Origin of the sequence: Hymenobacter jeongseonensis (assembly GCF_015694725.1) — a bacterium.
GTDB lineage: Bacteria > Bacteroidota > Bacteroidia > Cytophagales > Hymenobacteraceae > Hymenobacter > Hymenobacter jeongseonensis.
In genome coordinates this window covers 318,423-332,155 of the sequence record NZ_JADQDQ010000004.1, presented here as the reverse complement: position 1 = coordinate 332,155, position 13,733 = coordinate 318,423, and the positions used below count along the sequence as shown (strand labels likewise).

Genomic DNA, 13,733 nt, shown 5'->3' with positions numbered 1-13,733 from the left:
AGCAAATTACTCACTAATTAACAAGTAGCAACCAACAATCAACTGGCGGATTATTAATAAGATTTATCGTCGTAATCGTCAATCAACAGCCCCTTGGTGCGGGTGATGATGTCTTTGAAGAAGCGACTGGCCGCACCAGGCTCCTTGGGTTTGACGGGCTGCGGAGCAGGCACCGGGGCCGCGGGTACCGAAGCCCGCGTTTCTACCGGAGCCGCGGCTGGGGCCGGAGCAGCCGCCTGCGGGGCGTAGTAAGCCGGGATAACCTGCTCTTCCTGTTCGTAAGCAGACCGAGCGTTGTTGCGCTCATCGAGCGAGTGGTAGCCGGACAGCACCAAGCCCACCGTCGTGGCGTACATCGGGGATTTTACGGCCTCTATGCGGCTCTTGCCGAGGTGCTGGTTGGGGTAGCCAATGCGCGTATCCAACCCGGTGATGTACTCGGTGAGCTGCTCCAGGTTCTGAAGCTGCGAGCCGCCACCCGTCAGCACGATGCCGGCCGAAAGCTTATCGTGCAGGCCCATGCGGTAGATTTCAGCATACACCAATTCCATGATTTCCGACATGCGGGCCTCGATGATGTACGCCAGGTTTTTGAGCGACACTTCTTTGGGCGGCCGATTGGGCAGGCCGGGGATGCTCACGATTTCGTAATCGGAAGCTTCTTCGGCAATGGCTTTGCCAAATTTCACTTTCAGCTGCTCGGCCTGGCCGGGAGCTACGTTGCAGCCCGCTTTGATGTCCTGCGTGATGATGTTGCCCCCAAACGGCAGCACGGCCGCGTGGCGGATGATGCCATCCTTGAAGACCGCCAAGTCAGTGGTGCCGCCGCCAATATCAATCAGGGCTACGCCGGCCTCCTTCTCCTCTTCGGAAAGGATGGACATCGAGCTGGCCAATGGCTCCAGAATCAGGTCGGCAATTTCCAGCCCGGCTTTGGTCACACACTTGTTGATATTGTTGATGGCCGTGCTTTGAGCGGTAATGATGTGGAAGTTGCCTTCCAAACGCACGCCTTCGTAGCCCACGGGGTCGGCAATGCCTTCCTCGTAGTCCACCTTGTAGTCCTGCGGCATCACGTGAATGATTTGCGAGCCGGGCTGGGTTACGAGGCGGTACATGTCCTGCGTGAGGCGGTTCACGTCGTCCGGGCCGATGGTGTCGGCCGAGTTGCGCGTAATGCTGCCGTTGTGTTGCAGGCTCTTGATGTGTTGGCCGGCAATGCCCACGTTTACCAATCCAATGCTAATTCCGGACTGTTCTTCGGCTTGCCGAATGGCCCGTTTGATAGCGTCAACCGTCTTGTCAATATTGAGGACAATGCCCCGCGAAACGCCTTCCGACACAGCTTTGCCCATGCCCAGGATTTCAAGTTTACCGAATTCGTTTTTGCGGCCCACAAGGGCGCAGATTTTTGTGGTGCCAATGTCGAGCCCGACGACGATTTTGTCTTGTTGCATAGAGGCGGTGCTGGCGAGCGTGAGGAAAGCTGGAGTTGGGAAGTGAAAGATTCTTGACCTTACGGCCTATGATTCAGCGAATTACTATTCGCAGATAATTTGATTTTGGTATTCGACATTTACGCGGTGGTAAGTATCCCACCCCAAAACTGACGGAATTTGCCGGTAAAATACCATAAGCTTGGCGAATTTCTCGGAAATATTTTCGGGCACTCCGAATTCAATTCGCTGGTCCCCCACCTGCTGCGTGAAGGAGAGCTTGCCACCGGGCTCAATAAAGACCTCCGAAACCTGGGCTTTCCAGAATTCATGCTCGTCCACATAGCGCAAAAACTCCAAGTAGCGCCGGCCGGTGCTGTCCTGGAAAAATGCAGTTGGCAAGCTTGCCCCATTGGGCCGGGCCACCGTTGCTACGCGCGCCGTGAACAGCGGTGAAAGCGGCAGGGTGTGGCCTTCGGCGTCCACGTAGGTATCCAAGCGGGTATCGGGGTGAGTGAGGCGGGCAATGGGCCGGTTTTGGCGCACATCGGCGTGGAGGTTGCCGGCCAGGTCGCGGTATACCTGGGCTTCCCGCACGAAGGGATGCGCAAGCACCCGCGCTTCCAATTGGCGCAGCCGGGGGCCTTCGGGCAGCGTGCCCACCACGGGCTGGGTACCGCCCTTGGTCAGCAGCGCCGTGACGCCCCGCTCGCTGATGAAGTAATTATCGAATTCGTTGGCAATGGTCACGGTCACTGCCCCAACGGGGCGGCGGGCCTGGTGCATGGCAGCAAAAATGCCCAGTCCAGCCAGTACCAACAGGCAAGTAGCAGCAACTAATAAATTTCTAACGGTGCGTTCCAAAGAAAAAAAGCGTTAACGGGGCAACTGGATAAAATAATAATGCGGGGCGTATTTATTGGGCTAAATAGATTTCCAGCGCTCGGTCAAAATCGTTTTTAAGTGCGGCACCAGCGTGTCGATATCCCCGGCTCCTACGGTGGCTAAGATGTCGAATGAATTGTCGGTTTTGGCGCCTTCCAGCACTTGCTCTTTGGTTTGAATGGCCTTGGTAGCGGCGGTAATGTCTGCCAAGAGAATGTCCGATGTTATTCCGGGTATCGGCTTTTCTCGGGCTGGGTAAATATCTAACAAAAATACCTCATCTGCAATACTTAAGCTCTTGGAAAAGCCTTCGGCAAAGTCCCGGGTTCGGGTGAAAAGGTGGGGTTGAAAAATAACCCGCAGCCGCTTGCCCGGATACAACGCCCGCACGGAACGCAGAAAGGCCTCTATTTCGCGCGGATGATGAGCATAATCGTCGAGGTAAACGTTTTGGGCAGCGGTTACCACAAACTCAAAACGGCGCTTTACGCCCCGATAAGCGGCCACGGCCGCCCGTAATTTTTCGGGGCCAACGGCATGAATTTGTGCCACGGCCGCAGCAGCCAGCATGTTTTCCACGTTGTGGTAGCCCGGCACCGCCAATTCCAAGCCCGTTACTTCCCCCTTTGGCCCATTTAAATCGAAATGAAACTGGTGTCCTTCGGCGGAAATGGCGGCGGCAAATAACTCTGGTCCCTGTGCGGCCGATAAGCCGTAGCGGATGATGGTGGTGCCCGCAGGTGCAGCCGCCGCCACACTGGGGTGGGCCGTATGATTAATGAGCAGCGTGCCGCCGGGCTTTATCTGGGCCACAAACTGACGGAACGATTCAATTAACGCATGCTGGTCGCCGTAAATGTCCAGATGGTCCGCGTCGGTGCTCGTGACGATGGCAACGTCGGGAAACAAGGTCAGGAAGCTGCGGTCGTATTCGTCGGCCTCCACCACAATGGGTGCATCGGTACTCGCGGGCAACAGCAGGTTGCTGCCTAGGTTCACGGCAATTCCGCCCAGGAAAGCGCCCACGTCCAGCCCAGCGTGGTGCAACAAATGCGCGACCATGCTACTGGTGGTGGTTTTGCCATGCGTTCCCGCTACGGCAATGGTGTAGCGGCCGTGCGTGAGCACGCCCAACACCTGACTGCGTTTCCGAATATCGTAGCCCTGTTCCCGCAACCAGGCCCACTCCAGGCTCTCCGCCGGAATGGCCGGGGTGAGCACTACCAATGTTTGGGTGCGGTTCTCGGTGATTTCAACCGGAATATTGGCAACTGCATCCACATAGTGAACCCTGATTCCCTCGGCTGCCAGTGCTTGGGTCAGCGGCGTTTCGGTTTTATCGTAACCGCTTACTTGGTGGCCATTGGCGTGAAACCAACGGGCCAGCGCCGACATGCCAATGCCGCCAATGCCGAGAAAAAAAACGTAGGGAAACTGATTCAATATCAATTAATAATTAGAAGTGCGAATTAAAAAAGTAGATTAAAAACAACTGGAAATTCGCTGGAATCCGCAGCAATTACTAATTCACTCTTTTTATTTTTTAATTAATTTCAGCAACTCGTCCACAATTAGGTCAGTGGCATTGGGACGGGCCAATTCTCGAACGCGGGTACTAAGCTGCTGTTGCCGCTCGGGGTCATGGAGGAGGCGCAATGCTTCGTCGTAGAGGCGGGCTTGGGCATGTTCGTCGGTGATGAGCACGGCGGCGCCTTTGCTGACCAAAGCCAGCGCGTTTTTGGTCTGGTGGTCTTCCGCCACATTCGGCGAGGGCACCAGAATGCTGGCCTTGCCAGTCAGGCACAGTTCCGAAACCGACAAGGCGCCGGCGCGGCTGATGACGACATCGGCCGCGGCATAGGCCAAGTCCATGCGCTTGATGAATTCCAGCGCATACAAGTGGTCGCCCTTGTGCGCTTCGGCTTGTTTCTGGGCTTCGGGGAAATAGAGCTTACCGGTTTGCCAAAGCAACTGTACGCCGGCTTCGCGCAGGCGCTGCAAGGCCGCTACGGTGGCCAAGTTAAGGGTGCGGGCCCCGAGGCTGCCCCCAACAACGAGCAGCGTTTTCTTATCCGGGTTCAACCCGAAAAACGCCAGCGCTTCGGCGCGGATGCCGCCGGCAATTTCGGCGCGCACGGGGTTGCCGGTCACCACCAGCTTGTTGGCGGGAAAGAATTTTTCCATCCCGTCGTAAGCCACGCAAATACGGTTCACGCGGCGGGCCAGCAGTTTGTTGACCAAGCCAGCATAAGAATTCTGCTCTTGAATGAGCGACGGAATGGCCCGTGAGGTAGCAGCCAGCAGCACCGGCGCCGAGGCGTAGCCCCCCACTCCTACCACGGCATCGGGCCGAAATTCTTCAATTAGCTTCCCCGCTTTGCGCACCGAGCGGAACACCCGCACCGGAAACAACAAATTATGCGGCGTGAGGCGGCGTTGCAGGCCCGTGATGTCGAGCCCCACAATTTTGTAGCCGGCATCGGGCACGCGCGTCATTTCCATTCGGCCATTGGCCCCGACAAATAGGATTTCGGTGTCGGGCAGGCGGCGGCGCAGTTCATTGGCAATGGCTACGGCCGGGAAAATGTGCCCGCCGGTGCCGCCGCCACTGATGATGATGCGGAGAGGGGTTTTCGTCATAGATATCGGCGGCTATATGAAGCGGAGCAGCGCAACTCATCATTCTGAAACAGTCTGTTCGAATGTGAAAAATGCCTTGGTTCGCTCAATTAGAACCGGAGAAGTTGATTAAGCATACGCGGCCCGCTTGCTGGGGATACGCGCCGTGTCGTCGGGTTCGCCGGTCATGGGACGCACTTCGCGCTCCCCCCGGCTGACCGCCAGAATGATGCCGATGCTGATGCCCGTGAAAATAAGTGAGGTGCCGCCCATGCTCAGCAAGGGCAGCGGCAGGCCGGTGATGGGCCCCAGCCCCACGGCCACGCCCATGTTCACCAGCGCCTGCAACACCAAACTGAAGCTGAGGCCCGCCGAAAGCAGGCCGCCAAACGCGCCGTAACTATTCATCACCGTTTTGAGGCCTCGGTACAGGAAGGCCAGGTAAAGAAACAGCACCACGGCCCCACCAATCAGGCCGTATTCTTCGATGATAATGGCGTAGATAAAGTCCGAATAGGGGTGCGGCAGAATGTTGCGCTCGGTGCTTTTGCCAGGGCCTTTGCCGGCAATACCTCCCGTAGCAATGGCGATGTAGCTATGTTCCAACTGAAAAGGCACTTTCACGTTCGGGTTGCTGAAGTTCTCGATGCGCGACATTACCGTTTTGCCCCGCTGGCCCGTGGCCAGTCCGGCGCCGCCCACCACGATGCCGATAGCCAGCATCACGGCCATTTGCCGGAGCGGCACGCGCCCGATGAACATCAGCAGCAGGCACGTTGCGAAAAGCAGCAGCGCGGTCGAGGCGTTACTCAAAATAATGAGCCCGCAGATAATGCCAACCCAGAGCATTACTGGGAAAAGTGTCGTCCAGAAATCATCCAGGTGCTGCTGGCGCCGGCTGAGCATGCTGGCCAAGTGCGAAATCAAGGCCAACTTGGCCAAGTCGGAAGGCTGAAACGTTTGGTTAATCACCGGAATGGTGAGCCAGCGCGAGGCTTCGTTGATGTTGGAGCCCATTAGATAGGTAAACAGCAGCAACGGTACCGAAACCAGCAGCGCATACAGCGCCAGCCGGGAGTAGTAGCGGTAATCAACGCGGTGCGCCAGCCACATAAAGGCCAGTCCCACCAGAATCAGGGCCGTGTGCTTAATCAAAAAGTGCTCGGTATTGCCGTCCATCTTCTTGTAGGCCAGCGTGCCGGTGGCCGAATACACCACCGCAATGCTGATGAAGGAAAACAGCAGCACGATGGCCCACAAAATGGGGTCGCCCTTGAGGTTCCGTTGCAGCAGGTTTTTTGAGGGTTCCATAAATCGCTGGTTTTCGCTGATTAAATAGATGGCGCTGATGCAGATAAGCCTTGGACGGCCTGGGTGAATTGCCGACCCCGGTCTTCGTAGTTCTTGAAAAGGTCGAAGCTGGCGCAACAGGGCGAGAGCAGCACCACGTCGCCGGGCGCGGCCAGGGCAGCGGCGCGGGCCACAGCATCGGCCATGCTTTGGGTTTCTTCCACGTGCGGCACCTCCTTGTCGAAAGCGGTGCGCAACTTGGCGTTGTCAACGCCCAAGCAAACGAGGGCTTTCACCCGGTTGCGTACGGGGCCGAGCAGGCTGCTGTAGTCGTTACCTTTGTCGGTGCCGCCGGCTATCCACACAATGGGCTGCTTGATGCCGTCGAGGGCATACCACGCGGCTTCCACGTTGGTGGCCTTGCTGTCGTTGATGAAGCGGACGCCGTTGATTTCGCCCACGGGCTGGAGGCGGTGGTCAGCGTTTTGGAACGTAGCCAGGGCGGCCTCAATTTCCTCGGTGCTGAGGCCCGCAACGCGGGCGGCGAGGACGGCCGCCAGGGTATTCTGGCGGTTGTGCTGGCCGATAAGGGGAGAGTTGGCGGTGCTCAGCGGCGTGTCCTCGCGTTGGTCGATGCCGGCGGTGAGGTTGGTGCAGAGCGAATCCTCGCTGGTGTAGTAGCCGGCCAGGTTCACATCGGGGTGGCGGTGCAGGCTGAAGGGCAACAGGCGCGTTTCCATGAAAGCCGTTTGCAGGTACCTGCCCGTCGCCTCATCGTCGATGTTGTAGATAAAACTGCCTTCGCTGTCCAGATTCCTAGCAATGCGCAGCTTGGCCTGGGCATAATTCTCCAACGAGTACCCGTAGCGGTCGAGGTGGTCGGGCGTGATATTAAGCAGCACAGCTATCCAGGGCTGGAATGCATGGGTGTCGTCGAGTTGGAAGCTGCTCAGCTCCACCACATAATAGTCGTGGGCGTCGGCAATGATTTGCTCGGCCAAGCTGTAGCCCACGTTGCCGGCCAGGCCCACTTTCAGGCCGGCGCTTTTCAGCAAGTGGTAGGTGAGCAGCGTGGTGGTGGTTTTGCCGTTGGTGCCCGTGATGCAGATGCACTTGGCTTTGGTGTAGCGGCCGGCAAACTCGATTTCGGAAATAATGGGCGTGCCTTTTTCGCGCAGGGCCTGAATGACCGGGGCTTTCTCGGGGATGCCGGGGCTTTTGATAACCTCGTCTGCCTGCAATATTTTCTCCAGCGTGTGCTGGTTTTCTTCAAAATCGAGGCCGGCCTGGGCGAGCTTCTCCTTATACACCGGCTGAATGGCGCCGCGGTCCGATACGAATACGGAATGGCCTTTGGCCTGCGCCAACAGGGCCGCTCCCACTCCGCTCTCCGCTGCTCCGAGGATTACAATATTCATTCTAACGCAGTTTCAACGTAACCAAAGTAATGACAGCCAGCATGATGCCGACAATCCAGAAGCGCGATACAATTTTGGATTCGTGGTAGCCTAGCTTCTGGTAGTGGTGGTGTAGCGGCGACATGCGCAGCAGGCGCCGGCCTTCGCCGTATTTGCGCTTGGTGTACTTAAACCAGCTCACCTGCACTACAACCGACAGATTTTCAATAATAAACACGCCGCACAACACGGGAATCAGCAGCTCCTTGCGCACCACCAACGCCAGCACTGTGATGATGCCGCCCAACGTCAGCGACCCCGTGTCGCCCATGAAAACCTGCGCCGGGTACGAGTTATACCACAAAAACCCGATGCACGCGCCCACAAAGGCCGTACAGAAAATAACCAGCTCGCCGGAATCTGGAATAAACATGACATCCAGATAGTCAGCCAGTAGCGCGTTGCCGCTCACAAAAGCAAAAATGGCCAGCGTGACGCCGATGATGGCCGACGTGCCGGCTGCCAGCCCGTCGAGGCCGTCCGTAAGGTTGGCGCCGTTGCTGATGGCCGTGACCAAAAAGATGACAATCGGGATGTAGAGAAAGCCGTACAGGCCGTTGAAAATGGTGCCGGCCGTGGCAAACAAATTGGCGTAGTTCAGCTCGTTGTCCTTCATAAACGGCACGGTGGTAATCATCAGGTGCACGTCCTTGTAGAACTTGGTGGCGTTCACGGTCGAGAACAGGCCGTTGGGCTGCAGGTATTCCCGGATGGTGATTTCATCGCTGTAGAACAGCACCCAACCCACCGTGATACCCAAACCTACTTGGCCCAGCACCTTAAACCGCCCGCTCAGTCCCTCTTTGTTCTTGCGAAAAACCTTGATGTAGTCGTCCAGGAACCCAATCAGCCCCAGCCACACGGTGCTGAGCAGCATCAGAATGATGTAGATGTTGCGCAGCCGGGCCAGCAACAACACCGGAACCAGAATGGCAAGAATGATGATGAGGCCGCCCATGGTAGGCGTGCCCTTCTTCTCGGTTTGGCCTTGCAGGCCCAGGTCGCGCACGCTTTCGCCAATCTGCTTTTTCTGCAGAACCCGAATCAGGCGATGCCCAAAGGTGAGGGCGATGAGCAGGGAAATGACAATTGCCAGCCCCGCGCGGAACGTGGTGTATTGAAACACCCCAATTCCAGGCAAATGGTAATGCTCGTCGAGGTAACGGAAGAGGTAATAAAGCATTCAGGTACGGTTAGCAGCAGGCCGTTACTTGCCGAGGGCAGCAAAAACTTCGGTCAAAATCAATTTGTCGTCAAACGGAGCTTTCACGCCGCGTATTTCCTGGTAGTTTTCGTGGCCTTTGCCCGCAACTAACACAATATCATTGGCTCCTGCTAATTGCACGGCCGTTTGAATGGCTTCGCGGCGGTCGGCCACGGTACGCACCTTGGCCGAATCGGGAGCCGTGACCCCGGCTTGCATTTGAGCCAGAATGTCGTTGGGGTCCTCGAAGCGCGGGTTGTCGGCGGTGAGAATGACTTGGTTGGATAGGCGCGCCGCCAGGTTGGCCATGATGGGGCGCTTGGCCGCGTCGCGGTTGCCGCCGCAGCCCACCACGGTGATGATTTGCTGGCTGGGCTGGCGGATTTCGAGCAGGGTTTGGAGCACGTTTTCCAGCGCGTCGGGCGTGTGGGCGTAGTCCACGATGCCAGTTATGCCCTGCTTTTCCGACACCACCGGCTCGAAACGACCGGGCGCGGTCGTCAAGCCCGAGAGAATGGTCAGCACTTCGGTGGGGTCTTCGCCCAGCAGCACGGCCGCACCATACACGGCCAGCAGGTTGTAGGCGTTGAACACGCCAATGAGGCGAAACAGGATTTCGCGGCCGTCAATTTCCAGGTGCAGGCCGTGGACTTCGTTGGCAATGAGCTTGGCACGGAACGTAGCCGCCCCGCGCAGGGAATAGGTTTCGCGGCGGGCGGCGGTGTTTTGCAGCATCACCGGGCCACGCTTGTCGTCGGCATTGGTCAGGGCAAAGGCCGTTTTGGGCAGCGCGTCGAAAAAGCCTTTCTTGGCCTTCAGGTAGTTATCGAAGGTACCGTGGTAATCGAGGTGGTCGTGGGTGAGGTTGGTAAATACGCCCCCGGCGAAGCGCAGGCCCGTAACACGGTGCTGCGCCACAGCGTGGCTACTCACTTCCATGCACACGTGGGTGCAGCCGGCCGCTACCATGCGGGCCAGCAGCGCATTCAGCCGAATGGCGTCGGGCGTGGTGTGCGTAGCGGGAATTACTTCCTCGTCAATCTGATTTTGCACCGTGCTAAGCAAGCCCGCGTGGTAGCCCAATTCGCGCAACAGCTTGTGCAATAGCGTAGCACAAGTCGTTTTACCGTTGGTGCCCGTTACCCCAATCAGTTTCAATTGGCGCGATGGATGCCCGTAAAAAGCTGCCGCCATGTGCGCCAGCGCCGCGCCACTGTCCTTCACCAACACATAAGATGTGGCCGGATGCAAAACCGCCGGCAGTTCCTCGCAAACCACCGCCGCCAAGCCCTGCGCCACCGCAGCTTCGATAAACTTGTGGCCATCGGTAGCCGTGCCGCGCAACGCGCAAAAAGCGACGCCCGGCCCCGCTTCCCTCGAATCGAGGGTGAGGGCGGTGATGGGCACGTCGGTGGGGCCGTACTGGGCCAGCACAGTCACGTCGGTTAGCAGGGAAAAGAGCGGCAGGGAAATCATGAGCGGGGTAATCAGACGCCCGTCAAACGACAGCGGCCGGGCAAACAGAGCAATTAGGTGTGGCGGACGGCGGGCTTAGCCGCAGGTTTAGTGGCCGGCTTTTTAGGAGCCTTAGCGGGCGCCTTCGTGGCGGGAGCCTTGGTTTTGGAAGCGGGTTTCTTCGCGGTTGCGCTTTCCACCGTTTTAGCGGCCGCAGTCTTAGTCGTGGTGGTTGCTGACTTGGGGCGAGCAGGTGTGGCCTTGGCTTTGGGCTTCGTTGTGAGTTTGGCGGCCGCCGGGTCAACTTCGGCGGGAACAATCAGCTTGTTTTCGGCCACCTTGGTGTGTTCGGGTTCCGGCAAGGCTTTGGGGGCTTCCGGGCGCGGGCCCGTTTCGGCCAGGGTGAGGGTGATGATGTCACCACGCTGCACAGCACTGCCCACAGCCAGCGACTGCTCGCGCACCCGGCCCATGCCCATGGCCCGCACGTGCAGGCCCCGGTTTTCAAGCAGGAACAGGGCATCGCGCAGAGTCAAGCCTTTCACGAGCGGCACGCGGCCGGGACGCACCGGATTCACCACCAACGCCACCGTCCGGGCGTGGAAGGCAGTATCTGAGGCCGCCCGGACCCACTCTTCTCCGCCGGTCGCCTGGGTTTGGCCCGCCAGTCCCAGTTTTTGGCACACCAGGGCCAGTTCGTCCTGCATGCCGGCGCGCACCATCGGCACGCGGCTCTTGTTCAGGCGGGCTTTGGCCAGCAGCGGCCGCTGGCTGAGCAAGTCGCGGGCCATGCACTTATCGGCCACTTCGCGGAACACCGGGGCGGCCACGTCGGAACCATATATACGGCCGTTGCGGGGCGAATCTACCACCACAATGCAGCTGTATTTGGGCTTATCGGCCGGAAAATACCCGCAAAAGCTCGTGGAATACATTTTAGTGTACTGCCCGTTCTTGAATTTCCAGGCCGTACCAGTTTTGCCGGCAATGCTGTAGTCCCTAGGCCGAATATTGCGGGCCGTACCCGCCAGTACCACGCCTTCCATCATCGACTTCACCTTGGCCAGCGTGGCATCGGAGCAAATTTTGGGGTCCAGCACCTTCGTTTCATTGCGCTGCAGCACTTGGTCGGCCTGTTTGATTTCACGCACAATCATGGGCTGCACCTTCACGCCGCCGTTGGCTACGGCATTGTAGAGGGCCAGCGTTTGCAGTGGGGCCAACTTCAGCTCGTAGCCAATGCTCATGGTAGTAAGCGAGGTGCGACTCCAGCTGCGGTCCTTGGTGTCCTTCACGTAGGGCAGGGCCTCGCCGGTCATCTGGAAGCCCAACGGCTTGTTCATTCCGAACTTCTTCAGATAGTCCGTGTATTCCGTCGGATTGCCCGAGAAATATTTATCGACCAGCTTGGCCACGCCTATGTTGCTCGACTTCTCAAACACCTGCTGCACCGTGATGCGGCCGTAGGCGTGCGAGTCCGATTTAACGGCTCCGCCCACGTACATGCGGCCGGGGCCGGTGTCCACCATGTCATCGAGCGAAAGCTCGGGGTGCGCCTCAAATAAGGCCATCATCGACGCCAGCTTAAAAGTCGAGCCCGGCTCGGTTCGGCCTTGGTCGGCAAAGGCGTAGTTGTAATCCTCCTTGTAGGTGCCATCCGAGGCCTTGCCCAAGTTGGCCACCGCCTTGATTTCGCCGGTGGCTACTTCCATCAATATCACGCAGCCATACTGGGCATTGTTATCAACCAAAGATTTGTAGAGGGCATTTTCAGCCACGTCCTGCAGGTTGATATCAAGCGTCGTCTTCACATCGTAGCCGGGTTGCGGCTTGACTTCAGTGCCATCGTACACGGGCTTAATGCCGCCCGGCACCCGCTCAAACAAGGCTTCGCCGGCTTTGCCCGCCAGGCTTTGCTGGAAGGTATACTCCAAGCCCGCACCGTTTTTGTCTTCGTTGATGAAGCCAATTGTGCGCTGGGCCAAGCCCCCAAAGGGCCGAAACCGCTTGTCAACCTTCTCAAAGATGGCCCCGCCGCGGTTGCGCTTCTCCCGGAAAATGGGCCAATTGGCCAGTTGCTTCTTCTCCTGAAAGTTGATTTGGCGAGAGTTGAGCCGCATGTAGCGCACCACGTGCCGCTTAGGGTCGCGGGCATTCATGAGCCGGCGGCGGTATTCCTGCACGCTGCGGTCGCCAAAAAAGTGCGATAAGTGCCACGCCAACGAATCCACTCCCGCGCGGAAAACCGCGTCATCCACCACACCAGGGTCCCAGGCCACCCGGTAAAAAGGCAGCGAGGTCGCCATAATACTCTCGTTATCAGAGTAAATATTACCCCGGGTAGCCGGCACCGGCTGGTAGCTAATGCGCCGTTCCTGCTCGAGGGCGCGCCACCGGGCGCCTTCCTGGTATTGAATCTTGGTGGCTTTCCAGAAAATAGCGCACGAAAAGACGGCTACCCCCAGAAAGGCCAGCCGCACCCGCGTTACAATGGACTTCTTAACGTTGCCTTTCATCGAGATTTGGCTCTAGCATCCTGTTTGTCGGTCGTTTTGGCCTTGGGCCGACTAGCACCCTTTGGGGTCTTGCTGTTGGTAGTGGGAGCAGCTCGACGAGCTGGCTCGGCCGGGGCGCCAGCCGCTGTTGTATCGCCATCCAGGGACTGCAGAGGCGCAATAATCTCCGGGCCGCTATCCTCCTCGCCGAGTGTCGCCTCCCGGCGACGCCCGGCCGCAATGTCACTTTGCAGCGCCGCCGCTGAATCCCGGGCCGCCCTAGCCGCCAGGGTGTCAGCCGTCAGCACGGGCATCAATTCCAGTTCGGCGGCATCAAGACGTCCTGCGGGCACCGAGATACGGAAAGGAGGCGAAGAACTCTCCACCAAGCCAAAAGCGGCCACTTTGCGAGCGACTTCGCTTTGCTTGCTGGCCTCCATGTAGTCTGATTTGAGCGTCGTATAATCGGCGCGCAGGTCCTCGGTTTCCTGCTTGAGGCGGTGAATGTTCCGATTCATGCGGTTGCCGTAGTGCGTGTTGCCGATGTAGAGCAGCGTGAGCAGCATCACAAAAAGCAAGTGCGGCAGGAAGCGCACCGGCAAGCCCTCCCGAAAAAGACCGTCCACGCTCGTCACCCGGTCCAGCAACGAAAACAGGCTCCACGAGCTACGGGGCCGGGGCTCCTTTTTGGGCTTGCGGGGCTTCGTTTCGCGGGCTGGGGCGGGCTCCGGCGCCGGTTCGGGCACTTCGGCCACCACGGGTTCCGGCAGTACCTCGGGCTCAGGCGCGGGCACTTCGCGGGGCACATTAGCGCGGCGCGGCGTATTGGAAGGGCGGAGCGTATTGGTGGCCATTGTTTTAGATGACACTCAACATTGAACCATGAATTAAA

10 protein-coding genes are annotated in these 13,733 nt (G+C 58.3%); all 10 read right to left on the bottom strand.

Features of this window, described 5'->3' with window-relative positions; genetic code table 11:
• Nucleotides 1-53 precede the first annotated feature (53 nt).
• The 10 genes from ftsA to I2I05_RS10890 all read right to left on the bottom strand — a co-directional run bounded on the left by ftsA (nt 54) and on the right by I2I05_RS10890 (nt 13,695).
• On the bottom strand, nt 54-1,457 hold the full coding sequence (gene ftsA, locus I2I05_RS10935; RefSeq protein WP_196282285.1) for a cell division protein FtsA: 1,404 nt from the start codon (nt 1,455-1,457) through the stop codon (nt 54-56).
• 84 nt (nt 1,458-1,541) lie between these two features.
• Nucleotides 1,542-2,300, bottom strand: coding sequence for a cell division protein FtsQ/DivIB (locus I2I05_RS10930; protein WP_196282284.1), 759 nt, complete (start codon nt 2,298-2,300; stop codon nt 1,542-1,544).
• 60 nt (nt 2,301-2,360) lie between these two features.
• Complete coding sequence (murC, locus tag I2I05_RS10925) at nt 2,361-3,764, bottom strand: UDP-N-acetylmuramate--L-alanine ligase (protein WP_394368727.1); 1,404 nt, start codon at nt 3,762-3,764, stop codon at nt 2,361-2,363.
• 93 nt (nt 3,765-3,857) lie between these two features.
• Entirely contained in the window at nt 3,858-4,961 is a 1,104-nt protein-coding gene (gene murG / locus I2I05_RS10920) for an undecaprenyldiphospho-muramoylpentapeptide beta-N-acetylglucosaminyltransferase (protein ID WP_196282282.1), read from the bottom strand.
• Between the two features lie 108 nt (nt 4,962-5,069).
• The gene (locus tag I2I05_RS10915) at nt 5,070-6,251 is read right to left on the bottom strand and encodes an FtsW/RodA/SpoVE family cell cycle protein (protein WP_196282281.1); all 1,182 of its coding nucleotides are present in this window, start codon (nt 6,249-6,251) and stop codon (nt 5,070-5,072) included.
• Nucleotides 6,252-6,271: 20 nt separating this feature from the next.
• Nucleotides 6,272-7,648 carry a UDP-N-acetylmuramoyl-L-alanine--D-glutamate ligase gene (murD, locus tag I2I05_RS10910; protein WP_196282280.1) on the bottom strand — a complete coding sequence of 459 codons (1,377 nt, stop codon included), beginning with the start codon at nt 7,646-7,648 and terminating at the stop codon, nt 6,272-6,274.
• 1 nt (nt 7,649) lies between these two features.
• Nucleotides 7,650-8,870 (bottom strand): phospho-N-acetylmuramoyl-pentapeptide-transferase, encoded by a 1,221-nt coding sequence (gene mraY / locus I2I05_RS10905; protein WP_196282279.1) that lies wholly within the window; start codon nt 8,868-8,870, stop codon nt 7,650-7,652.
• Nucleotides 8,871-8,894: 24 nt separating this feature from the next.
• Nucleotides 8,895-10,367 (bottom strand): UDP-N-acetylmuramoyl-L-alanyl-D-glutamate--2,6-diaminopimelate ligase, encoded by a 1,473-nt coding sequence (locus tag I2I05_RS10900; protein ID WP_196282278.1) that lies wholly within the window; start codon nt 10,365-10,367, stop codon nt 8,895-8,897.
• A gap of 53 nt (nt 10,368-10,420) precedes the next feature.
• The gene (locus tag I2I05_RS10895) at nt 10,421-12,862 is read right to left on the bottom strand and encodes a penicillin-binding protein (protein ID WP_196282277.1); all 2,442 of its coding nucleotides are present in this window, start codon (nt 12,860-12,862) and stop codon (nt 10,421-10,423) included.
• Complete coding sequence (locus I2I05_RS10890; protein WP_196282276.1) at nt 12,859-13,695, bottom strand: FtsL-like putative cell division protein; 837 nt, start codon at nt 13,693-13,695, stop codon at nt 12,859-12,861. The genes I2I05_RS10895 and I2I05_RS10890 overlap by 4 nt, the downstream gene beginning before the upstream one ends.
• Nucleotides 13,696-13,733 lie beyond the last annotated feature (38 nt).